The 23,786-nt window shown below is 66.8% G+C and carries 18 protein-coding genes; 6 read left to right on the top strand and 12 right to left on the bottom strand.

Annotation, left to right across the window (positions count from 1 at the left end):
- Positions 1-11: 11 nt before the first annotated feature.
- Entirely contained in the window at positions 12-1,187 is a 1,176-nt protein-coding gene (locus CR919_RS07320) for a Fic/DOC family N-terminal domain-containing protein (RefSeq protein ID WP_165787248.1), read from the bottom strand.
- Between the two features lie 163 nt (positions 1,188-1,350).
- Between CR919_RS07320 and CR919_RS07315 the strand changes: the two genes are divergently transcribed.
- The gene (locus CR919_RS07315; protein WP_099819450.1) at positions 1,351-2,001 is read left to right on the top strand and encodes a DUF4375 domain-containing protein; all 651 of its coding nucleotides are present in this window, start codon (positions 1,351-1,353) and stop codon (positions 1,999-2,001) included.
- A 131-nt stretch (positions 2,002-2,132) separates the two neighbouring features.
- Here CR919_RS07315 and CR919_RS07310 read toward each other — a convergent pair whose 3' ends face one another.
- From CR919_RS07310 to CR919_RS07270, 9 genes are all read right to left on the bottom strand, one after another.
- Positions 2,133-3,230, bottom strand: a complete 1,098-nt coding sequence (locus CR919_RS07310; protein WP_099819449.1) for a GDSL-type esterase/lipase family protein — start codon at positions 3,228-3,230, stop codon at positions 2,133-2,135.
- A 93-nt stretch (positions 3,231-3,323) separates the two neighbouring features.
- The gene (gene kduD / locus CR919_RS07305; protein ID WP_099819448.1) at positions 3,324-4,079 is read right to left on the bottom strand and encodes a 2-dehydro-3-deoxy-D-gluconate 5-dehydrogenase KduD; all 756 of its coding nucleotides are present in this window, start codon (positions 4,077-4,079) and stop codon (positions 3,324-3,326) included.
- An 80-nt stretch (positions 4,080-4,159) separates the two neighbouring features.
- Positions 4,160-5,008: a 5-dehydro-4-deoxy-D-glucuronate isomerase gene (gene kduI / locus CR919_RS07300; RefSeq protein ID WP_089241851.1), complete on the bottom strand. Its 849-nt coding sequence runs from the start codon at positions 5,006-5,008 to the stop codon at positions 4,160-4,162.
- A 230-nt stretch (positions 5,009-5,238) separates the two neighbouring features.
- Positions 5,239-6,297 (bottom strand): LacI family DNA-binding transcriptional regulator, encoded by a 1,059-nt coding sequence (locus CR919_RS07295; protein WP_025875485.1) that lies wholly within the window; start codon positions 6,295-6,297, stop codon positions 5,239-5,241.
- Positions 6,298-6,335: 38 nt separating this feature from the next.
- Positions 6,336-7,925: a family 43 glycosylhydrolase gene (locus tag CR919_RS07290; protein ID WP_099819447.1), complete on the bottom strand. Its 1,590-nt coding sequence runs from the start codon at positions 7,923-7,925 to the stop codon at positions 6,336-6,338.
- A gap of 17 nt (positions 7,926-7,942) precedes the next feature.
- Entirely contained in the window at positions 7,943-9,226 is a 1,284-nt protein-coding gene (locus CR919_RS07285; RefSeq protein ID WP_099819446.1) for a TRAP transporter large permease, read from the bottom strand.
- Between the two features lie 3 nt (positions 9,227-9,229).
- On the bottom strand, positions 9,230-9,763 hold the full coding sequence (locus tag CR919_RS07280; RefSeq protein ID WP_099819445.1) for a TRAP transporter small permease: 534 nt from the start codon (positions 9,761-9,763) through the stop codon (positions 9,230-9,232).
- Between the two features lie 10 nt (positions 9,764-9,773).
- Complete coding sequence (locus CR919_RS07275) at positions 9,774-10,778, bottom strand: TRAP transporter substrate-binding protein (protein ID WP_099819444.1); 1,005 nt, start codon at positions 10,776-10,778, stop codon at positions 9,774-9,776.
- 39 nt (positions 10,779-10,817) lie between these two features.
- On the bottom strand, positions 10,818-11,627 hold the full coding sequence (locus tag CR919_RS07270; RefSeq protein ID WP_207761025.1) for a 2-keto-4-pentenoate hydratase: 810 nt from the start codon (positions 11,625-11,627) through the stop codon (positions 10,818-10,820).
- A gap of 175 nt (positions 11,628-11,802) precedes the next feature.
- Between CR919_RS07270 and CR919_RS07265 the strand changes: the two genes are divergently transcribed.
- The 3 genes from CR919_RS07265 to CR919_RS07255 are packed head-to-tail and all read left to right on the top strand — an operon-like array spanning position 11,803 to position 15,044.
- Positions 11,803-12,786: an alpha/beta hydrolase gene (locus CR919_RS07265; protein WP_099819442.1), complete on the top strand. Its 984-nt coding sequence runs from the start codon at positions 11,803-11,805 to the stop codon at positions 12,784-12,786.
- On the top strand, positions 12,783-14,405 hold the full coding sequence (locus CR919_RS07260) for a carboxylesterase family protein (protein WP_099819441.1): 1,623 nt from the start codon (positions 12,783-12,785) through the stop codon (positions 14,403-14,405). The genes CR919_RS07265 and CR919_RS07260 overlap by 4 nt, the downstream gene beginning before the upstream one ends.
- Before the next feature lie 51 nt (positions 14,406-14,456).
- The gene (locus CR919_RS07255) at positions 14,457-15,044 is read left to right on the top strand and encodes a cysteine dioxygenase family protein (protein ID WP_099819440.1); all 588 of its coding nucleotides are present in this window, start codon (positions 14,457-14,459) and stop codon (positions 15,042-15,044) included.
- 92 nt (positions 15,045-15,136) lie between these two features.
- Here the strand turns inward: CR919_RS07255 and CR919_RS07250 are convergent, their stop codons facing one another.
- Together CR919_RS07250 and CR919_RS07245 are read right to left on the bottom strand one after the other, a co-directional pair.
- Positions 15,137-18,940: a LamG-like jellyroll fold domain-containing protein gene (locus CR919_RS07250; protein ID WP_099819439.1), complete on the bottom strand. Its 3,804-nt coding sequence runs from the start codon at positions 18,938-18,940 to the stop codon at positions 15,137-15,139.
- Between the two features lie 136 nt (positions 18,941-19,076).
- A complete protein-coding gene (locus CR919_RS07245) occupies positions 19,077-21,839 on the bottom strand; it encodes a TonB-dependent receptor (protein ID WP_099819438.1) in 2,763 nt (920 codons plus the stop codon).
- Between the two features lie 285 nt (positions 21,840-22,124).
- On the opposite strand from CR919_RS07245, the gene CR919_RS07240 reads away from it, so the two are divergent.
- Together CR919_RS07240 and eda are read left to right on the top strand one after the other, a co-directional pair.
- Positions 22,125-23,144, top strand: coding sequence for a sugar kinase (locus CR919_RS07240; protein WP_099819437.1), 1,020 nt, complete (start codon positions 22,125-22,127; stop codon positions 23,142-23,144).
- Positions 23,131-23,769 carry a bifunctional 4-hydroxy-2-oxoglutarate aldolase/2-dehydro-3-deoxy-phosphogluconate aldolase gene (gene eda / locus CR919_RS07235; protein ID WP_099819436.1) on the top strand — a complete coding sequence of 213 codons (639 nt, stop codon included), beginning with the start codon at positions 23,131-23,133 and terminating at the stop codon, positions 23,767-23,769. The genes CR919_RS07240 and eda overlap by 14 nt, the downstream gene beginning before the upstream one ends.
- Positions 23,770-23,786: the final 17 nt, after the last annotated feature.

Here is a 23,786-nt window from a genome sequence, read left to right as displayed (position 1 = left end):
GGTCCACCGGTTCAACGCAGGCGGTCAGGAATCGTCGCTGGCAGTTGATTGAGCCGCTGCAGCACCGCGTGCGCGTGATAGGTCCGTCCCCAGCGACGATCGTTGCCGGGGACAAGGACTCCTTCAGACTCAAGCGCGTAGATGCCCGTCAGGGCAGATCTATCGGAAACGTCCAATAACGCAGCCACTTTGGCTGCGGTCACCACCGGGTGGCCGATCAGCAGTGGCGGAAGCCTGCGTGCCACCGAGTCGCGTCGATATCCTCGAAGTTGAATCTCCCACGCTGCCATCAGCCGGGACATGTCATCGGCGATGGAGATCGCGTCATGGGAAGACTCCACTACGGCCTGGCACAGCATATCCATCCACGGGCCCCATTCACCGCGAAGCTGCACTTGGTTGAGAGCGTCGTAGTAGGCGCTCCTGTTGCGCAGCAAGGCGCCTGACAGGTAAAGCGGTGGGTGGTGTTCGGCGGCCAGGATCAACGGCAACAGCAGCCTTCCCGTGCGTCCGTTGCCATCCTTGTAAGGATGGATGGTTTCAAACTGGGCGTGGGCTATTGCCAGTTGCGCAATGATGTTGAGTTCAAACGGCTCGTCCTCAACGGGCTCGTACTTCAGCATGGCGCGCTCGAGTTCACGCATCCCCTCGTCAATGCGATCGGGCGGCGAAGGAACGAAACGGGCATCCTCCGGTCGTCCACCCAGCGGGCCGATGATGGCCTGCTCCTGGCGGTAGCATCCCTTTGGAAAGTCGTCCGCAGCGTCCTGCATCAGCACTGCATGGAGCTGGTTCACCAGCGTGAGATCGAGCGCCTCACGTCCGCGGGCACGCACGGCGTCAAGGCCCAGTTGCAATGCCTGTACGTAGCGCTCGGTCACCACGACATCGGCAGGCAAACCATCCAGGCCGAGTGTGGCTTCAAACACCAGCAGTTCGTCCAGGTTGGTCTGGGTACCCTCGATCTGGGAGCTCTGAACGGCTTCGCGCCGCGCGAGCGTCCGGGTCACCATGTCGGGGGCAGGCCATTGCCTCATCGCCTGATCCAGACGATCCAGTGAGGCATTTGCAGCGATGAGGCGCTGCCGCGAGCCCGCATGCCCTTCCGGCAGCCGGCGAGGCGTCGGTGGAGGGACCATCGCCAGCAGATTGGGCCGCCCTTCCACGGGAACGAGGTAGGTCTGCAAGGGCCCTGCAATGTCTGCCCGGCGCATCGGAAATCTCCGCGGAAGTCACTCTATCCTTCAAAAGGCTCCCATGCTTTTGAAGTTTAGGCAAGTAACCTTCAAATTCACCCAGGGCTTTTGAAGCTTTTGGGGATGGATCGCCCGTCCCGGTACCCTGCAGGCCATGACCGATGTGTTTACCGACCTGCGGGTTACCGACGTCGATTTCGACGACGACTTCATCCTGCTGATCCTGGCCGACGGCCGCCGCACCCGGCAGCCGTTGCGCTGGGCGCCTGCGCTGCATGAAGCTGACGCCACGCAGCGAGCGCAGTGGGTGCTCACTGCCGACGGGCTGGGCGTGAACTGGCCGGCGCTGCTGCCGGCGCAGGAACGCGGCGTGGTCGACGTTCCAAACCAGGTGTGGGATGACCGCTATGAAGCCGCCCTCGCCCGCCTGCAATCGCATGCCTGGAAGTTGGATGCGCTGTCTGACGAAGACCAGCAGCTGGTCGCGCTGTGGCGGATGGAAGCAGACATCAACAACGGCGGCTTCATGCAGTTCCTGTGCAACTGGGGCGACCCCACCTGCCAGCTGGCGCTGCGCGCATTGCAGGCGATGGGCGCAACACAGACCCACGCGATCCTGGCGGGCATGCGCGGGCTGCTGGATCGTCTGGAAGACGACCCGGCGATCGAGGAACTGACCGACCTGTACGGCGCGATGAGCGAAGACGAGCAGCAGGCGCTGGAGGCGTTCGAGGACGACTACTACGCCCGCCCGGAAGATCTTGCGCGATTGGGCCTGAAGCATTTCGGCGCGGAGCCGTTGTAGAGCCAAGCCGAGCATGGGCTCGGCTCTACAGATAAGCGCAGACCCGTGTAGAGCCAAGCCGAGCATGGGCTCGGCTCTACAGATAAGCGCAGACCCGTGTAGAGCCGAGCCCACGCTCGGCTGCTTTTCAGCTACCGCGGATACGCCAGCAGCACCACCAGATCCTCATCACCTACCTGCTGCAGCGCATGGCTGCTGCCCTTGCGCGTCAGCAGCGCATGCCCAGCACGCACGTCGTACTGCTTCCCATCCAGCACATAGCTGCCCTGCCCGCTGACGATGTAGTAGATCTCATCCTTGTGCTGCGGGTGCAGGCCGATGCCCGCGCCCTTGTGCAGCACACGCTTGCGCAGCACGAACGGCAGGCCCTGCGCATCGGCGAAGAACGGATACGCCGTGGTCGGCCCGGCGCCGCCGTGCGGGCCCGGTTGCGCGCGCGCCAGCGTGTCCTCATGCACCACCTGCGAGGGTCGCGCAGGATCGTCACCCTGCCCTGCACCCGTCACATCGCAGTCGATATCACGCACCAGTGCGGGCTTCAGCGTCGGCAACACCTGCACCGCTTCGCGCAGCACCAGGCACGCCACTGCAGTGGCACCGGCCGCGCTGAAGTGCGTGCCATCGGCCTTGTGCTGTTCCGGCACGAACAGGAAGTACGGACGCGCGCCCTGCTCGCCCAGTGCGCGGATCCAGCGCATGCTGCGGTCGTTGAGGTCGATCAGCGCGACGTGTTCGCGTGCGGCCAGCTGCTGCATGGCCAGCGTGTAACGCGCATGCGTATCCAGCAGCGAACCGAAGTCGTACAGCAGCCGCGCCACCGGCGTGACCAGCACCGGTGTGGCGCCCTTGTCACGCGCCACCTGCACGTAACGCATCAGCAGTTGTGGATAGTCGCTGTCCGGGTCGGTGTAGCGCGTGGGATCTTCAAACTTCGCGTCGTTGTGGCCGAACTGGATCAGCAGCACATCGCCACGACGTAGTTCGGCGGCAATCGCATCCAGGCGCCCTTCGTCGATGAAGCTGCGCGTGCTGCGCCCGCCCTTGGCGTGGTTGTGCACTTCGAAACGCGCCGGGTCCAGATAGCTCTGCAGCATCTGCCCCCAGCCGGCCTGTGGCGCGCGTTCGGGGCCGTATTCGGCAGCGGTGGAATCGCCGGCAATGAACAGCCGCACCGGCGCCGCATGCGCGGCGGTGCTCGACAGCAACAGCAGCAACAACAGCCTTCGCATCGCCAGCCCCCTGTAGAGCCGAGCCACGCTCGGCTGTTTTTTGATCAGAGCGCGACAGCCGAGCATTGGCTCGGCTCTACAGACCGGTGTACTTCAGCGCGCCAGCCAGCCACCATCGACCGGCAGCACTGCGCCGTTGATGTAATCCGACGCCGACGAAGCCAGGAACACCGCCGCTCCCGCCAGATCTTCCGGGTTGCCCCAGCGGCCGGCCGGAATGCGCTCGAGGATCGCCTTGTTGCGGTCTGCATCGGCGCGCAGCGCGGCGGTGTTGTCGGTAGCCATGTAGCCCGGCGCGATGGCGTTGATGTTCACGCCCTTGCCGGCCCATTCGTTGGCCAGCAAGCGGGTGATGCCGGCGATGCCGCTCTTGCTGGCGGTGTACGACGGCACGCGGACGCCGCCCTGGAACGACAGCATCGAGGCGATGTTGATGATCTTGCCGCTGCCCTGGGCGATGAAATGGCGGCCGGCAGCCTGCGAGATGAAGAAGGCCGACTTGATGTTGACGTTCATCACGTCGTCCCAGTCCTGCTCGCTGAAGTCCACCGCATCGGCGCGACGGATCAGGCCGGCGTTGTTGACCAGGATGTCCAGCCTGCCGAGGCCCTCGATGGTTTCGCGCACCACGCGCTCGACCGGTTCGATGCTGATCAGGTTGGCTTCGATGGCCAGGCAGCGGCGGCCCAGCGCCGTGATCTTCTCGATGGTTTCGGTGGGCGGGGCGATGCCGGCCACCGCGACATCGGCGCCAGCGGCAGCCAGTGCCACCGCGATGCCCTGGCCCAGGCCGGTGTTGCCACCGGTTACCAGAGCGACTTTTCCTTCCAGGCTGAAGGGATTGGTCATTGCGTATGCGTTCCTTGGTAGAGGCGTGCGTGATGCAGGCAAGCGGCCACCGCACAACGTGCGCGGCGGCCTGTCAGTGCTTACTTGAGCTGGCAGATGTCCAGCACGTGCATGTCGGTGTAGTCCAGGTTCTCGCCACCCATCGCCCAGATGAAGGCGTAGTTGCTGGTGCCGGCACCCATGTGGATCGACCACGGCGGCGACACCACCGCTTCGTTGTTCTGGATGACGATGTGGCGCTGTGCGTCCGGCTCGCCCATGAAGTGGTAGACGCGGTCGCTGTCGCCCAGGTCGAAGTAGAAGTAGACCTCGCTGCGGCGGTCGTGCAGGTGCGGCGGCATGGTGTTCCACACGCTGCCCGGCTTGAGCACGGTCAGGCCCAGCAGCAGCTGCGAGGACTGGCAGGTGGCCGGCACGATGTACTGGTAGATGGTGCGTTCGTTGCTGGTTTCCAGCGCGCCGCGATCGAGTGCAACCGCGTCCTTGATCGACAGCTGCTTGGTTTCAAAGCGCGCATGGGCCGGGGTCGAGGCCAGGTAGAACTGCGCCGGGTTGGCGGCATCCTGCGAAGCGAAGACGACGTCCTTGCTGCCCATCGCCACGTACAGGCCATCCTTCGGCCCCAGCGTGTACACGGTGCCATCGACGGTGACCGTACCGGTGCCGCTGCCGACGTTGATGATGCCCAGCTCTCGGCGCTCCAGGAACGGATGGCCGGCGGCCGAGGCCGGTTCGGTCTGCGCAGGCAGGGCCAGCGGGCCGTTGACCGGCGCGGCGCCACCCAGCACGAAGCGTTCGTAATGGGTGTACTTCAGGGTCACCGCATCGGCGTTGAACAGGCCATCGAGCAGGTACAGCTCGCGCAGCTGATCGTTGCTGGCGCCCTTGATGGCATCGGGATGGGTGGCGTAATGGGTCTTGCAGTACATGGCTTCTCCAGAGCAGGGGGCGGGCCGATGGTTCGGCCCCGGCACGGTTCACGGTCGATTCTAGCCAGACAGGAAACCGGTGTCATTTTGCGCCGCACGATAGCGGTCAGACGGCATCGGCGGGGTGGGGCGGGTGGAGTGTCACGACCAACGGTCGTGACCTACCGGATTGAGGCCTTCTGGACGCGTCGCAAGCAAGCTGGCGACCTACAGGACTGATTCCTTTGGAATCAGTCCTCCGGCGGTTGGCAGGAATCGCGCACGATCAGGTGCGGACGCACGCTGGCGATCTGCAGCGCAGGCTGCCCTTCGGGCTGGATCAGCATCGCCGCGGCGGTGCGGCCGGTGTCGCGGGTATGCCGGCGCACCGAGGTCAGCGACGGCCACAGGCGCGAGGCCAGCGGGCTGTCGTCGTAGCCGACGATGGACAGCTGGCGCGGAATGTTGATGCCGGCGCGCAGCGCGACCTTGTAGATACCGGCGGCCATTTCATCGTTGCCGGTGAAGATCGCGGTCGGCCGGCGCTTGCCCAGCAGCAGTTTCTCGGCGGCGGCCACACCGGATTCGAAGGTGTAGCCGGCCTCGATGATGCGGTCCTTCGGCAGCTCGATGCCACGCTGCGACAGCGCCTCGATGAAGCCGGCGGTGCGTTCGTGCGCCGAGCGGTAGGCACTCGGGCCGGTTACCAGGGCGATATCGCGGTGGCCCAGCGAAAGCAGGTAATCAGCCGCTTCGGCGGCACCATCGCGGTCGTGGGTGACCACCATCTGCGAGGTTTCATCCAGCGGCAGCGCCGCCACGCGGGTGAAGCGGCAGCCGATCTCGTCCAGCATGTCCGCCAGCGCCTGGTCTTCGGACGCACGCGGCACCAGGATCACCCCATGCAGCTTCTGCTGCTGGGCGAAGCGGCGCACGCCGTCGATGTAACCCGGGCTGCGGCTGTCGCAGGGGTGCACCACCAGCTCGAAGCTGGAGCCGCGCAGCGCATCCAGCGCGCCGTACTGCATGTCCACGATGTACTGCGCGGTGGGGTTGTCGTAGACCATGCCGATCAGGAACGAGCGGCGGAAGGCCAGGCCACGGGCCAGCGGGTCGGGGGTGTAACCGACCTCGCGCATCAACGCTTCCACCTTGTCGCGCGTGTCCTTGCGCACCAGCGGCGAGTTGTTGATGATCCTTGAAACCGTTTTCTTGGATACACCCGACAGTCGCGCGATGTCATTGATCGTGGCTGCCTTGCCCTTTGCCAATGCCGGCGTAGCGGCATCGTTCTTGTTGCGCACTGACATGTAGTGAACCCGATAAGCCTGGGGATTCCAGCGCGCGCTCAGTCCAGCGCGCGATAGCGGAAGCTGCGGAAGGTTACCGCACCGTTGCCGGCCGCATACAGCGCCGGTTTCAGTGCCAGGAACTTGCCGGCCACATTGTGATGGTAACCGGACACTTCCATCTGAACCGGATACTTCTGCCAGGTCTGGCCATCGGCGCTGGAGTGGATGGTGACGATGTGGCGGTTGTTGGTCACCCGCAGCCAGAGCCGGCCGCCCTTGGCACTGGCCGCCAGCCGGGTGGGGCGCTCCTCGCCGTAGCGGTGCATGACGAACTGCTCGCCATTGCTGCCCACGCCCACGTACAGGCGGTCGCTGTAGAACAGCAGGGCACCACCGACCGCGCCGGGAGCGATCTCCATCTGCACCTCGAACTGATAGGCCGGGTCGCCGGCGATGGTGGTCAGCGGCGAGGCATCGCGCGGCGTGCTGCCCTTGCCCTGCAGCACCAGGCCGTCGCCGCTGAAGCGCAGGCGCCGGTATTCATCCACCGCCGGGTTGAAGAACGCCCACTGCGGGCCGAGCGTGCGGCCGTTGAAATCATCGGACAGGGCCATCCCGTGCGGCGTCAGCGCGCTGCCCGATGGCTTGCGCAGCGGCTGCCCGAGGTCCCCGCCCTTGGCCACGAACCAGCCATCGGCGGTCCACTCGATAGGTTCCAGCAGGGCCTGCCGGCCCAGCGTCCAGAAGCCGTTCTCGTAGCCGTGGTACATCATCCACCAGCGTCCATCGGTGCCTTCGATCACCGTGGCATGACCCCGCGACCACCACGGTTCGGCGGCCGACTGCGTGCGCATGATCGGGTTGTTCGGTGCATTCACCCACGGGCCGTGGATCGAGCGCGAGCGCGCGGTGATCACCATGTGCCCGGTCGGTGGGCCGGCGGTGCCGCCCACCGCAGTGGTCATGTAGTACCAGCCATCGCGGAAATGGATCTTCGGGCCTTCCTGGGCGTAGGCCTCCACGTCCCAGCTTTCCGGGTAGCGCCAGCCGTCATACACGTGCTTCGGCGTACCCACCACGCTCAGGCCATCATCGGCCAGCTGCACATAGTCGCCGCCGCTGAGGAACAGGTAACGCTTGCCGTCTTCACCCACCGCATGGCCGGGGTCGATGTAGCCGCCCAGGCCGATGTCGATCGGTGCACTCCACGGGCCCTTGATGTCATCGGCCCAGACCACGAAGTTGCTGCGGCGCTCACCGGTGCGCGCCGGGAAGTAGATGAAGTAGCGGCCCTGGTGCTTGACGATGTCCGGCGCCCAGATCGCGCCCACGTTCTGCGTGATCGCATGACCGAGCGGCTGCCAGTTGACCAGGTCGCGCGAGTGCCAGATCGGCAGGCCGGGGTAGGCGTCGAACGAAGACAGGGTGAGGTAGTAGTCCTCGCCGTCCTTCAGCACCGACGGATCGGGCCTGTCACCAGCCAGCACCGGATTCAGGAAGGTGCCGTTGCCAAGGTCAGCCTGGCGCTGCTGCTCGATGCCGCGCTTCCACTGCGCGGGCGCGGGATCGGCAGCCAGTGCAGGCAGCGCAGCCAGCAGCAGGCCGAGCACGGCAGTTGCAGCAGCGCGGTGCAGGGTGTGTGTCATGGGAGCGCCTCCGCTCATCAGGCGCGCAGCGCGGCGGGCAGCCACAGCGACAGCGACGGGAAGAAGGTGACGATGAGCAGCACGCCCAGCGCGGCGAACCAGAACGGCCAGATCGTGCGCATGCTCTGGCCGACGCTGATCTTGCCGATGGCGGTGCCGATGAACAGCACCGAGCCTACCGGCGGGGTGACCAGGCCGAGGCCGCCGGTCAGCACCAGCACCAGGCCGAAGTGGATCGGATCGATCCCATAGGCCTTGGCCACCGGCAGGAAGATCGGCGTGCAGATCAGGATCATCGGTGCCAGGTCCATGAAGGTGCCCAGCAGCAGCAGCATCACCACGATCATCAGCAGCACCATGAACTGGCTGTGCGCGAACGACTGCAGGAAGTCCACCGCCGCCGCAGGCACCTGCAGGTAGGCCAGCAGCCAGCCGAACACCGCCGCGGTGGCGATCACGAACAGGATCACGCCGGTGCTGCGCGCGGCATGGATGACGGTGTCGAAGAACTCACGCCAGCGCAGTTGCCGGTACAGCACGGTGGTGACCAGCAGGGCGTAGACCACGGCGATGGCCGCGCTTTCCACCGCGGTGAAGATGCCGGCGCGGATACCCACGAAGATCAGCGCCACCAGGCCCAGGCCGGGCAGGGCGGAGACGATGCGCAGCAGTACCGCGCGCCAGCCCGGGAACACTTCCACGCCATAACCACGGCGACGCGCGACCACATAGCCGGTGATCATCAATGCCAGCGTCATCAGCAGCGCCGGCACAATGCCTGCGGCGAACAGATCGGCGATCGACAGGCCACCACCGGCAGCGGCCGAGAACAGGATCAGGTTGTGCGATGGCGGCACCAGCAGCGCCACCAGCGCGGCGGTGATGCTGACGTTCACCGCGAAGTCGCGGTCGTAGCCGCGCTTGACCATCTGCGGAATCATCGTGCCACCCACGGCCGAAACATCGGCGATGGCCGAGCCGGACACGCCGCCGAAGAACAGCGAGGACAGGATCGACACCTGGCCCAGCCCGCCACGCATGCGCCCCACCAGCGATGACGCCAGGGCGATCAGGCGTTCGGAGATGCCGCCGCGCATCATGATCTCGCCAGCGAAGATGAACAGTGGAATGGCGATCAGCGAGGCCGAACCGGTGCCGGCGGAGATCTGCTGGACCAGCACGATGCTGGGGATGTCCAGGTAGAGCAGGGTAGCCAGCGCGGCGGCGGCCAGCGCGTAGGCCACCGGAACGCCCAGCAGCAGCAGTGCGGCGAAAACAGCGAACAGGATGGTGATGCCCATGGATCAACGATCTCCTTCAGCGTCGGCGTCGGCGTCGGCTGCCGTGGCCTGCAGCGCCTTCCACGCACGGTTCAGTGCGAACAGCAGCATCAGCGCACCGCCCGCTGCCAGCGGCAGGTAGTTGATGCTCTGCGGCAGGTTGGCGCCGGCGGTCTTGATGTCCATGCCATCGAGCAGCAGGTCGGCCGACCAGAACGCGATGAAGCCACCCAGCACGGCCACCACCAGTTGGGTGAACACATCCACCGCCCGGCGCAGGCCGGCACCCATGTAGGCGTGCAGCAGGAAGAAGCCGAAGTGGCGGTTGGTGTGCACGCCGCAGGCCGCGCCCAGGCTCATCGCCGTGGCCAGCAGCAGCAGGGTCACCGGCTCGGTCCAGCTGGGCGAATCGTTGATCACGTAGCGGGCGAACACCTGCCAGCCCTGCACCACCACCAGCCCCAGCAGCGCAGCCACGGCGATGTAGATGGCGATGTCGGCGATGTGGTCCAGCAGGCGCTGGCCGGGGCCGGCGGCGGGAATCGTCGTCTCGGTCATGGCAGTGTCCTCAGGCGGCAGCGCGGATGCGGGCGACCAGCGCGGCCAGCTCGGGTTGCTGCAGGTACTGCTGCAGCAGCGGCTGGGCGGCGGCGCGGAACGCGGGAAGGTCCACCTCGTTGGCTTTCACGCCAGAGGCCAGCACCGCGCGACGCGCGGCGTCTTCGGACGCATCCCACTGCGCGCGCATCACCTTCACCGAGGCGCGTGCGGTCTCCAGCAGCAGCTGGCGGTCAGCCGGCTGCAGGCGCTCGAAGCTGGCGCGCGACATCAGCAGCACGTCCGGCGCATACGAGTGATCGCTCTGCGACCAGTAGTGCGCGGCCTCGAAGTGGCGGCTGGAATGAAAGCTGCGCATGTTGTTCTCGGCACCGTCGATCATGTGCGTCTCCATGCCGGAGAACGTATCGCCCAGCGACATCGGCGTCGGGTTGGCGCCGAGCAGGCGCATCAGCTGGATGAAGATGTCCGAGGACGCCACGCGCAGTTTCAGCCCGTGCAGATCGCTGGGCTGCACGATGGGATGCTTGGTGTTGTAGAAGCAGCGCGCGCCGGAATCGTAGATCGCCAGGCCGACCAGGTCGCGGCTCTCGAACCCGCGCAGCACCGCCTCGGCGATGCCGCCATCGAGTGCGGCGCGCTGGTGCGCCACCGACTCGAACACATACGGCAGGCACAGTGCCTGGGTCAGCGGGAATGCGTTGTTCAGCGCACCGGCATACACGCGGGTGATGTCGATGGCACCGAAACGGGCCATGTCGATCGCTTCCGATTCGCGACCGAGCTGGCCGGAATGGTATTGCCGCAGGCGCAGGCGACCGTTGCTTTCGCGCTGCAGCGTTTCGCCGATCCACTTCACCGCGGTCACGGTGGGGTAGTCGGCCACGTGCACGTCGGTAGCGGTCAGCAGCTGGCCACCGTCGATGGCATCGGCGAGCCCGCGGCCACAGGCCGCGAGCATCGGGGTGGCCAGCGCAGCAGCGCCACCGGCCAGGAAGTGTCGTCGTGTGATCATCTGCGCCCTCCCGCGCGTGTTCACCGGATCGTGCGGCGGTTACCCGGCCGGTACGGCCCTGCAGGCAATCTCGCCGAAGCCGGCAAACCGCACCAGCGCCGTCTGTCCTGCGGTGATGTCATGGATGCCGGTGGCGTTGCCGGTGGCGATCAGGTCGCCGCGCCGCAACGGCCGGCCGCGCAGCGCCGAACGGGACAGCGCGAACGCATACGCCGCACGCAGGCCGCCGGGCAGACGGGTTGCTCCGCCGGTGCCGACCACCTCGCCCTCGATCAGGGTTTCGGCGCGCAGGTCGGTCTCGTCGCGGGCGGTCCAGTCGGCGATCTCCGGCCCCAGCACCAGGCCATTGTTGTTGCCGAAGTCGGACACCACCACGCGCGGGCCGAGCTCGTTGATCGTCGCCAGCGGGCTGCTGGCCACTTCCACGCCGATGTACAGGCGCGCCGGCAGCGCTTCGGCCTGCTCGGGCGACCAGTGCAGCTGTGCGGCCGGAGCGTCCTCCAACAGCTCCAGCACGTACTCGGCCTCGACCGCGCCGAAGCCTCCGACGAACACCGGAATGTCCACTGTTCCACCGGTAGCATTTTTCAGTTGACGCGAGAAAACCGGGCCCAGCAGGCGGTCGTCGCCGGATGCGTCGCGGCGCTCGGCAGCGATGTAGCCAACCTTCCAGCCCACCACCTGGTCATCCCAGTTGGCGATGGCCAGATCCTGCACCTGGTAGGCAGCCACCAGATCAGGCGGAACAAGGCCCGGGAAGCCGGGCAGGGCCTGGCCGGCGCGGCGCGCGGTGGTGAAGGCGTGGGCGATCGCGGCCGCATCGTCCGGCGGCGGCGTCTGCCCATGTATGCCGTGTTCGTTGCTCAAGAACGGTCTCCCTCTGGCGTTGTTGCACTGCCCATCGACAGCGTCTGCAGGAGGTGTATATGGTAAACCGGTGTCATCGTGCAAGCCGCAGCGCATCACGAGCGCTTGCCGGTGACCTCGGCCACTCTGTTGCCTCCCCGTTGGAGCCCTGCCCACCATGCGTTTTTCCCGTGTGCTGCTGTTGCTGTCCGGTCTGCTGCTGGCCATCCCTGCGTCCGCCGCCGATGCGCCGCTGCGCGCGGGCGAGCGGCTGGGCAAGGAGCTGGCTGGTGAACAGATACCCCTGTGGCCAGCCGGCCAGGTGCCCGGTGAAACCGGCACTGCGCGACCGCCGCGCGTGGTCGAGCGCAGCGATGATCCGGCCCACCCTGATCGCTTCATCGACCAGGTCGATGCGCCCTACCTGCTGGTGCATACACCCGCCCACGGCAACGGCCGCGCGCTGCTGGTGATTCCCGGTGGCGGCTACCAGCGCGTGGTGATCGACAAGGAAGACAGCGCGCTGGTGCCGGCGTGGGTGGAGCGTGCCGGCTATACCCTGTTCGTGCTGCGCTACCGCCTGCCGCAGGCCGACCGCGACCGCCAGGCGGCGCTGGCAGACGCGCAGCGCGCACTGCGCGTGGTGCGCGACCAGGCCGCACGGCGCAGGCTGGATGCCGACAGCGTGTCGGTGATGGGCTTCTCCGCCGGTGGCCACGTCGCCGCACGGCTGGCCACCGGCTTCGATGCACCGGTCTACCCGCCGCGCGATGCCATCGACCGCCTCAGCGCGCGTCCCGCCCGCGCGGTGCTGGTGTATCCGGTAATCGACATGGGCCCGCATGCACACAGCGGCTCACGCGGACGCCTGCTGGGCGAGCGGGCCGATGCGGCGCTGGCTGCGCAGTATTCGATGCAGCAGCACGTACGCGCGGACATGCCGCCGACGCTGCTGATCCACGCCAACGACGACCGCGTGGTCAGCGTGCACAACAGCGAGGTGATGGCGCAGGCGCTGGCCAAGGCGGGCGTCGAGCACGAACTGCATCTGTTCGCCCACGGCGGCCATGGCTTCGGCATGCGCATGCCGCCTGATTCAACGCTGGCCGTGTGGCCGCTGCTGGCACAACGCTGGCTGCAGACGACGGAGGCCGCACCTTGAACGCAGGGACGACCGACCTGCAGCGCCGTCGTTTCCTGCGCGACAGTGCACGCTGGGCGCTGGCCACGGCCACCCTCGCAGCGCTTCCTGCATCCGCACTGCCTGGACCACGTGCTGACACACAGGTGGTGGCACGCCTGCGTGGCGGCCGCGTGCGTGGCCAGCGCGAGCACGGCGTGCACATGTTCCGTGGCCTGCGCTATGGCGCCGACACCTCCGCCTACCGTTTCCAGCCACCACGCCGCGAGACAGGTTGGCGAGGCATCGCCGACGCCCTGGAATACGCCGCCTCTGCACCCCAGACGGGGGCGGATGGTCCGGGCAGCGAAGATTGCCTGTTCCTCAACGTATGGACGCCAGCGCTCGGCGACGGCGGCAAGCGGCCGATCCTGGTGTACCTGCATGGCGGCGGCTTCAACAACGGTTCGGGCAGCGACCCGCTGTACGACGGCAGCGCGGTGTGCCGGCGCGGTGACGTGGTGATGGTCACCGTCAATCACCGCCTGAACACCTTCGGCTACCTGTACCTGGGCGCGCTGGGCGACCCGCTTTATGCGGCCTCCGGCAACGTCGGCCAGCTCGACCTGGTGCAGGCGCTGCAGTGGGTGCGGGAGCACGCCGCGGTGTTCGGTGGCGATGCCGGCAACATCACCGTGTTCGGGCAGTCCGGTGGCGGCGCCAAGATCGCCACGCTGATGGCGATGCCCGCAGCGAAGGGCCTGTTCCAGCGCGCGTGGACGATGAGCGGGCAGCAGGTCACCGCGGCCGGTCCACGTGCCGCAGCGCAACGCACAGCCATCGCAATGGAGGCGATAGGCGCGCGCGACCTGCAGGCACTGCTGCGCCTGCCGACGGCCGACCTGCTGGCCGCCACCCGCGCACGCGATCCTTCGCGGGTGGAAAGCAGCGCGCTGTATTTCGGCCCGGTGCTGGATGAGGTGGTGCTGCCGGTGCATCCGTTCTGGCCACAGGCACCGGCGCAGTCCGCGTCGATTCCGATGGTGATCGGCAACACCCACGATGAGACGCGCGCGTTTCTAGGCAACGACCCGGCCAACTTCACGCTGACCTGGGAGAGCCTGCCGGCGCAACTGGAGAAGCAGCAGTTCGTCGATCTTTTACCTTCGGTGGTGATCGCAGAATATCGACGCCTGTATCCGCACTACACGCCGTCAGAGGTGTTCTTCGCCGCCACTACGGCCGGTCGTTCCTGGCGTGGTGCAGTGGAAGAACTGGAGGCGCGCGCCCGGCAGACATCGGGTGCCGCACCGACCTGGGCCTACCAGCTCGATTGGCCGTCACCGGTGGAAGAGGGACGTCTGCGCGCGTTCCACACGCTCGATATCCCGCTGGTGTTCGACAACGCCGGCCTGCCCGGTGCCCGCACCGGCGGTGGTGACGCCGCCATTGCACTGGCGGCGACGATGAGCGATGCCCTGATTGCGTTTGCGCGTTCTGGTGATCCGAATCACGCAGGACTGTCGCAATGGGCCCCGTATTCACTGCCACAACGGCAGACGATGTTGTTCGATCGGCACAGCCGCGTGGTTGACGATCCACGCGCGGGAGAGCGTGCGCTCTATGCAAAAGTGCCCTTCGTTCAGCGCGGCACGCAGTGATGACACCGCGATGCAAACATTCTGTTAACCCGCCTCGGCTAGAGTCGGTTCATGGAAGCGATGTTCACGCCACCGCCGTTTACCGGCCGCGAGCGCTTGATTGCAGGGATCGACGGCGCTGTCTGCCTGGTCGATCCGAAGGCGATCACCGATGCGCTGCAGCGGGTGCTGCGTGAGGCCATCATCGATCCGCTGATCGAGCTGCCGCCCTGTGTACGCCGTCCGGTGGATGGCCATTACGCGCGCCGTGAACTGCACCGCAGTCCTACGCTGGGCTACAGCGTCATTGCGATGTGCTGGGGCCCGGGGCAGGGCACGCCACTGCACGACCACGATGCGATGTGGTGCGTGGAGGGGGTCTGGCAGGGCGAGTTGATCGTGACCCCGTATGCGCTGCTGGAACAGCGTGGCGAACGTCACCGCTTCGCCGCGCAGGACACGCTGTACGGTCACCGCGGCAGCGCCGGCAGCCTGATCCCACCGCACGAGTACCACACGCTGCGCAACGCCAGCGACGAGGACATAGCCGTATCCGTCCACGTCTACCAGGGCGTGATGGAGCGCAGCGCGGTGTTCGATCCGCTCGACGACGGCTGGTACCAGCGCCGGGTGAAGGTGATGGAGACCGAAGCGTCCTGATCGCGTTCCGCCGGGCATGGCCCGGCGCTACCAGGGCTTGTGGGCAACCGATTCATCGGTAGCGCCGGGCCATGCCCGGCGGAACGCGGAGTTCACCGCGGCACATCCACCACATTGTTGAGCCGCGTGACTTCCTCTCCGCCGTCGGCCAGTGCAACACGCACGCGCAGGCCACTTCGATCACCGGCCGGCAACGGCAACGACACCACTGCGGTCTTCGGCAACAGGTCAGTCGGTGCAGCCATCGCCGGCACTTCGGTGCGTGCGATCTCGCGGCCCCGCGCATCTTCCAGCACCGCCACGCCCACGCCGCTGGCCACATGCCCAAGGCCATGTACCGTCACGTGTACCTGGCGCCCGTCCATCCGCACATCACCACGGCCCACGCCCAGATCCGGACGCGTATCCACCGGCGTCCCCGCAGACACGCGCTCGAACTCGAATACCTCGGTGCGGCCAGGTTGGAACTGCATCGGTACCGAAGCACTCGTTTCCAGCTGCACCACGCGCTCGCGCGGCGTACCGTCGATGCGGCCATCGCCGTCGCCATCCACGCCACTGCGCACGCGCCAGGTACCGCTGGCCACGTTCCAACCGGTCATGTCAGCGGCGATCACGCGCGAACCGAGGTTATGGCTGGTGACCGTGAAACGCTCGCGCGAGGGCGCATGCACCAGCAGCGCCACCTGTTCGGCGGCACCCTCGCGATCGAAGCGCCAGCTGACGGTGTGCCCGGGCCAGCTCTGGTTGCGCTTCAGGGCGATGCCACCCAGCCGTGCACGCTGCAGGAACTCGCTCGGCGCTTCCACCCGGTCGGACCACCAGTGGCCTTCGGTGTTCATGTACGCACGTTGCGCCTTGGCCTGCAGACCATCGGCATGCAGTGCGTCGATGTACTTGCGGTCGCCGCTGGCCTGCCAGGCCATCAGGCTGGCGAAGCCGGTCTTCCCGGCATCGGCCTCGGCGGTCAGCAGCGGGTACCAGTCCTGCTGCCGGCCGAGCGCCTCCACGTAGTTCTCGCCGAGGTTGGCCAGCGCGCCGGGCCCGCCGCGCTGCACGCGGTAGTCCAGCGCCTGCAGGTACTTCGCATCGCCGGTCCAGCGCCATGCCGCCCAGAACGTATGCATGGTATCGCCGCTGCCGGAGCCGCTGTTGAGTTCGCCGCCGCGGGTCTCACCGGTCGCCCAGTTGATTTCGTTGGGCAGGGTGAAGCGGCCCTTGTCGTCGCTGCCGGCGTGGGCCAGATAGCCATCGGCCAGGCCGATCACCAGCCGGCGTCCGGTCGCGTCGGCGTTGTACTGGCCCAGCAGGAAGGCCGGATGCAGCACCGGGAACGAGTACGGCTTCTGCCACTGCCAGTTCGGTTCGCGGTAGACCTTGTTGCCACCGAACCAGTTGCTGGAGAACAGCAGATGACCCTGCGGGTTGCGCAGGATGATGCGCTCGTCGAACGCCTTCACCGTTTCCATCAATCGTTCCAGGGTCAGTGGATCACCCCAGTTGAGGTAGAGCATCGCGCTGTTGGTGTTGATGCCTTCCTCGTAGGCATGCAGCTCGTCGGTCTCGATGGTGCTCAGGCCATTGCTGAACATGCCATTGCGGTACACCGCGTCTGACAATGCGGTCAGCGAGGCATTCAGGCGGTCCGGCTGCACGCCCATCAGGGCCAGCCCCGGCCATTGCTGGGTCAGGTCGGAATCGTCGGAGATGCCGCCACCGAAATCGCCGTAGGCCACCTGCCGCTGATCGATCCACCAGTCGACGAACTGCCGCACCTGGGCCAGGTCCTGCACCTGGTGGAACGCCCACGCCGGTACGCCCTTGGGCACGTCCGGCGCGGTGTACGGTGGTCGCCCCTGGCTGTTGTAGCTGATGTAGTTCCAGTACAACCGGCCCAGTTCGTGGTCCGGGTCCACCCGCAGCAGGTCGCTCAGGTCCGCGTATACGCGCGCATACAGGCGCTGGCGCTTGGAGGTGGTGTGTTCCTCCACCAGGAAGCCCCAGTTGTCGCGCACCTGGTTGAAGCGGTCGGCCACATGCTCCTTGATCGCCTCGGCGCGTGGCTTGAACACCAGCCGCACCTGCGCACCGTCCAGTGCCTTGGCGTCGAAGCCGGGAGCAGCCGAGGCGATGCTCAACCACAGGCTGTCGGGCGTCAGGATGCGGTCGCGCAGGTCCAGCCACAGCGTGCGCTTCTGCCCGGGCTGCACCGAGACCGAAACATCGATCATGTCGCGCGCCGGCCAGATCGGATCCTTGATGCGGATGTTCAGCGGGATCAGCCCATCGTGCGTGGCCGGCAGGTCCAGTGCGGGGATGTCGATGGCCACGCCGTCCAGGCCGTCATGCATGTTTTCCCAGCTGTAGGCCCAGCTGCGGATCAACGGCTGGTTGGCCGGCGCATCACCCACGCCGGAGGGAATCAGCACGTGCACGATCGGCTTCGGCTCGGCCGGCAGCGTGTCGGCGCTGCGGCGCCGCGAGCCTGCGCCCTTCGGCAGCGCCATCACCGTGCTGCGTTCGGCCAGCGGATAGCGGCCGTCGATGTAACGGCGCAGCGTGTCCAGGTTGGTGTAGTCGGGCAGCGCCTGGCTGTCGATGACATAGTTCTGCTTGACCGTGCCATCGGGCTCGGCGCCTTCGCTCACGTCATACGCCCAGATCTCTTGGATCGGCGTCTCCTGTTCAACGTTGCTGAAACGCAGCACGCCCCCGGTCTGTGCCGGAATGTCGTCGACGCTGCGCACCACGCCTTGGGGACGCGTTGCCAGCACCTGCGTGGCGTGCGCCGCATCGCGGCCGTGGGCCAGCGTGCCGAACGCCGCACCGCGGATCTCCACGCGGTTGACGGTCTCGCCGGCCGGGAGGGTGAGGTCCAGGTGCTGGCCGCTTTCCACATAGGTGTTCCAGTCCGGCAACTGGAAGTAGTCGTTGCGGCCGGGCAGGCGCGAGCGGTTGTAGACACCGGGCCAGGTGGTTTCGGCGATACCGTCGGTGGCCTTCCACATCCACGCTTTCATATCGCGGGTATCGGCGAACTCGATCTTGCGGATGCGCGTGCTGGCTGCGGTCAATGCCGGTGGCGCTGCGCCGTCCCAGCCGAAGCGATGGCGCCAGGCGCGGTCATCGCTGGCGCTGGCAACGACGCTGGTGACGGCCTTGCCACGCGCGAGCGCACTGACGGCCGCAGCATCAAGCATGCGGTCGTACACGCGGATGTGCTGGAAATCGCTGCCGCGCAGGAAGTTGTAGCGGCTCTGCACCTGGTAGGGCGCCATCACCCGTCCGGCCAGGCCGAGCTGGTCCAGGGCCGCATCGTAGTCACCGCTGGCCTGCACACGCGCCACCTCGCGACCATCGACGAACAGGCGTACGCCCTGGTCTTCATCCCAGGCGAAGGCCAGGTGCAGCCACTGGTCCGCGCGTGGCGGCGTGTCCATGCGGAACGACACACGCGTGCGGGCAAGGTTGGCATCGGTGACGAACGCATCGAAGCCATGCCCGTTCCAGTCGATGCGCAGCCAGGCCATGTCCCAGCTGCTGTGGTCGGCGTAGCCGACGCGGAAGATCACGAACGGAGCTTCGCCCACCGCATACCGCGCGCGCCAGTCGAAGGCGAGGGTGCCGCGCTGGGCAAGGATGTTGCCAGGCGCATCCCAGGCAAGCACGCCGTCGTCCTGCCACTGGATCGCCTTGCCGCGCGCTCCGTCGTCGACGATGTCGACCTTGTCGCGGAAGTTCGGCACCGCCTCACCCTGCGCCACCACGGCCTCAAGACCCTTGCCGGCATCGACGTGGAACAGCAGCGTGGGTGCATCGGTAGCGGCCATCGCGGGGCCGGCAGCCAAGGCCACCGCCAGCAACAGGCAGCGGGACAGGGTCGAGCGGTGCGGCATCAGGCGTTTCCTTTCAACGGGCGACGGCCGGCAAGGGCCGCCGGACCGTAGCAAGGCCACGCCGCGACGGCACCTTGCGGCGCAGCAGCGGTCGTGGCGAACGACGGCGTGCCGGGTGGCACGCCGCCGGCGTTGCTCAGAACTTGTAGCGCAGCCCCAGCAGGTACTGGCGGCCGGTCTCGGTGTACTGCAGCGGCAGGCGACCGGTCAGCGGCGAGTACACCCACTCGTCGGACGCCTCGTTGGTCAGGTTGATGCCTTCCAGGCTCAGTTCCAGCTGGTCGCTGATCTTGTAGCGGATGGACGCATCGAACACCGTGGTACCGGTCATGCCGTGGTAGCCATCGAGGTTGAAGCCGGTTTCCTGGCCCGGTGCCTGGGTCAGGTAGTCATCGCGGTTGGTGGCCGAGATGCGCCCGGCGAACTTCTCGCCTTCATAGAACAGCGTGGCGTTCCACGACGACTTCGACAGGCCGGTCAGGTCGGTCTTCATCACCGGCTGCCCGGCCGCGTTGATGTACTGGATCTTCGATTCCACCCAGGTGTAGTTCAACTGCACGCCCAGGTTCGCCCACTTGCCCGGCAGGAAGGTGAAGGGCTGGGTGTAGTTGGCCTCCACGCCGTGCAGTTCGCCGCCGGGGGTGTTGACCGGCTTGCTGTAGGTGAAGTCATCGGTGGCCGAGGCGCCGGTGCCGACCAGCAGCGAAGCCGGCAGGCCGCTGTCGCTGTACGGGCGCACTTCGCGGGTGGTCTGCACGAAGCTCTCGATGTCCTTGTAGAACAGGCCGATGCCGGCCATCGCGCCTTCGGCGAAGTACCACTCGAAGCCGAGGTCGACATTGGTCGCACGGATCGGATCCAGTACCGGGTTGCCACTGGAAATGGTGCGTGCGCCACCGGCCACCGCCACCGTCGCGCCCGGCGTCAGGCTGCCCAGCCCCGGACGGCTCATCACCTTGGCCGCACCCAGCCGGATCAGGAAGTCCGGGGTGACTTCAGCCACCAGGTTGAACGAGGGCAGGGTGTCGTCGTAGGTGCGGCTGACCGTGGTTTCGACGGTGCCGTTGGCCAGCGTCGACTGCCCGGTGGACGACTGCTTGGTGCGCACGTAGCGCACGCCGAAGTTGCCCGACAGCGGCAGCGACCCCAGTTCGGTGGAGAACTCACCCATCAGGTAGGCGCCACGGTCCTTCTCTTCCACGCTGCGCACGTTGTTGGCGCGCGGGGCAACGGCGAAGGTGCCGCTGTTGCTGTAGATGTCCAGCTGTTCGGCGATCGCATCCAGGTCCGGCACGACCCAGTTCGACGGACTGCCGCTGATGCCCTTCAGTCCGGCCTGCTCGGTCAGGTTCACCGGCACGATCTTGCTGCCACCGGCGAAGTTGGGCACCGCCAGTTCGCTGGCGCGGCGCAGTTCGACGGTCTTGAACGTGTAGTCCTTGGCCAGCACGCCGCCCTTCAGGCGGAAGCCCGGGCTGATGTTCCAGTTGAAGTCGATCTGGCCGGTGTCGAAGTCGTTGTCCACATACTGCGGACGCAGGCGGATCTCGGCCAGTTCCCAGCCGTTGGGATTGGTCGGATCGATGCCGTAGTTGAGCACGGGCGCACGGCTGTTGCCGCGGTAGTCGTAGCTGTAACCCTTGACGTCGTACTTGTCCATGATGACGGTGGTCTGCACCGGGTTCTCGTGCTTGGAGCGCGAGATGCCGAGCTTGCCGGACAGGGTGAAGTCATCGCCGAAGCGGTGCTGGCCGTTCAGCGCGATCTGCTTGAACTCGGTGCTCCACTCGTCGTGGCGGTTCTCGGTGCGGATGTCGACGTTGTCGAATTCACCGTAGAGCAATGCGTTGTCGCGGATCTCGCCGTTCTTGACGATGGTGGTCGGCTTGCCCGACAGGCGTGCGCTCGCGTTGGCGCCGCGGCTGAAGGAGATCGCTTCGATGTAGTGCTCGTCGCGCGTCGCATCGATCTTCGAGTACAGCGCATCCAGCGAGATCTCGGTGGCGTCGTTCGGCTTCCACTGCAGCGAACCGGTTACGCCCAGCCGCTTCTGTTCGTGTTCCATCTGCACGTAGCGCGGGAAGCGCGGATGGAACACGTTGGCGCCACGCGCGGCGGCGAACGGCGAGGACGCGGCGAAGTTGCCGTTGCTCGGGCCGTTGGCCCAGCGGCCGGTGTTGGAACCTTCCTCCAGTGCCTGGCGCTCGGAATAGGCCACCGACAGCAAGGCGCCGAAGGTGCCATCGGCGAAGGTGTTGGAGACCAGCGCGGCGATGCGCGGGTCGGCCTTCTCGGCCATCGCGTTGTAGCTGGCCTGGCCACTGGCGGCGAAGGTGAAGCCGTCGTAGTCGAACGGACGCGCGGTGCGCAGATCGACGGTAGCGCCCAGCGAGCCTTCCTCGACGTCGGCCGAGGCGGTCTTGCGCACCAGCAGCTGCGAGAACAGGTCCGAGGCGAACACGTTGAAGTCGAAGCCACGGCCGCGGTTGGTGCCGCCGCTCTGGTCACCGGCACCGACCGTGGTCAGCGCTTCCATGCCGTTGATGCGCACGCGGGTGAATTCCGGGCCGAGGCCACGCACCGAGATGTTGCGGCCTTCGCCGGCCTCGCGGGTGATGACCACGCCGGGGATGCGCTGCAGCGACTCGGCCAGGTTCAGGTCGGGGAACTTGCCGATGTCTTCGGCAACGATGGCATCGACCACGCCGGCTTCGCCGCGCTTGATGTCCAGCGCCTTCTCCACGCTGGCGCGGTAGCCGGTGACGGTGACCGTATCCAGGTCGGTGGCGTTCGGGTTGGCGCTCTGCTGCTGCGCGCCGGCGTTGCCTGCCAGGGCCAGTGCGACGGCCATCGCGAGCAAGGTAACCGGTGACTTTTTTTCATGGTTCCGAGAATGCATGCCTTTCCCCTCTCCCAAAGGTCTGGTATCGCGGCTGTTTCAGCGTGATGACACCGCTGGTCAGTCCGGACGTTAACAGCACGTTCCCGATCCGGCATCTTGCACCGCAACAGATCTGAAATGTCTCCAAGACGCTTGCAGGACAATGCTTCCAACAGTTTGGTAGGCTTAGGGCAAGGCTGGGCGGGATTGAAATGACACCGCTAGCCAAATCCACGCCCCACGCGTGGTCCACAACCACGCCGCCCAGTGTCACATGCGGGCGGCACGCGTGAAGGAGCAGAAATGGGTCGTATCGTGTGTTTCGGGGAATTGCTGCTGCGCCTGGGTGCACCCGGTCGCGAACTGCTGCTGCAGTCGCCGCAGCTGCAGGTGCACGTCGGCGGCGCCGAGGCGAACGTGGCTGTCTCGCTGTCCCGCTTTGGACATGACGTGGCCATGGTCAGCACCGTCGCCGGCAACGCGCTCGGCGCGCATGCGCTGGCCGAACTGCGCCGGCATGGCGTCGATACGCGCAGCGTGCGCGAGGATGCCGACGGTCGCATGGGCCTGTATTTCCTGACCACCGGCGCGGTGCAACGGGCCAGTGAAGTGGTCTATGACCGTGCCGATTCCGCATTCGCCAACAGCACCGCCGCCGACTACGACTGGCCGGCGCTGCTGCAGGGCGCGCAGTGGCTGCACCTGTCCGGGGTCAGTCCGGCGCTGGGCCCGGACGTGGCCCAGGCCACGCTGGCTGCAGCGCGCGCCGCCCGTGCGCTGGGGGTGCGCGTGTCCTTCGATGGCAACTTCCGGCCGAAGCTGTGGCAGCGCTGGGGCGGTGATGCGCAGGCGATCCTGCACGAACTGTTCGCGCAGGCCGACATCGTGTTTGCCGACTACCGCGATATCGAAGTCATCCTCGGCCAGCGGTTCGAACAGGCCGACGTGGTCGCGCGCGTGGAAGCGGCAGCTGAAGCGGCATTCGACGCATTCCCGCAGCTGCAGTGGCTGGCCTGCACCCAGCGGCAGACGCTGAGCGTGGAGCACCATGCGCTGGGCGCGCTGCTGCTGGGCCGCGATGGCACCCGTGCACAGGCGCCGGTACGCCAGCTGCAGGGCATCGTCGACCGCATCGGCGGCGGTGATGCCTTCGCGGCAGGCATCCTGCATGGCATCCTGTCCGCCTTCGATGCCGACGCCACCGTGCGCTTCGGCCTGGCCGCCGGGGGCCTGAAGCACTCCATTCCCGGCGATTTCAATCCCGTCAGCGAAGCTGATGTGTTGGCCCTGATGGGCGAGGAGCGATTCGATGTCCGGCGCTGATCCACGCGTTCGTGCGGTACTGAAACTGGCACCGGTGATTCCGGTGTTCACCCCCGATGACATCGACGATGCGGTGCAGGTCGCGCAGGCACTGTTCCGTGGTGGCCTGCCGGTGATCGAGGTGACCCTGCGTACGCCACGCGCGCTGGAGGCCATCAAGGCCATGGTCGAAGCGGTGCCGGATGCGGTGATCGGTGCCGGCACTGTGCTCGATGCTGCACAGATGCAGGCCGTGAAGGAAGCCGGCGGCCGCTTCGCGGTCTCGCCCGGGGCGACGCCACGGCTGTACGCCGCCGCACGCGATGCCGATCTGCCCTACCTACCGGGTGTGGCTACCGGCTCGGAGCTGATCGTCGGCCTGGAACATGGCCTGGATACCTTCAAGTTCTTCCCCGCCGTGCAGGCCGGGGGGGCCGCGATGCTGTCGGCATGGCACGGCCCGTTTGCTGATGTGCGCTTCTGCCCGACCGGCGGCATCAGCGCGCAGACCGCCAGCCAGTTCCTGCACCTGCCCAACGTGCTGTGCGTGGGCGGCTCCTGGCTGACCACCGCCGCGCTGATGCAGACCCGCGACTGGGACAGCGTCGAGCGCCTGGCGCGCGAGGCCGCGGTGCTGGCCAGCTGATTCCTTGGCCCCTGCTG

Origin of the sequence: Stenotrophomonas sp. LMG 10879, assembly GCF_002750935.1 — a bacterium.
Lineage (GTDB): Bacteria > Pseudomonadota > Gammaproteobacteria > Xanthomonadales > Xanthomonadaceae > Stenotrophomonas > Stenotrophomonas lactitubi_B.
The sequence above is the reverse complement of the archived record's forward strand: the minus strand, read 5'-3'. Positions and strand labels throughout refer to the sequence as shown.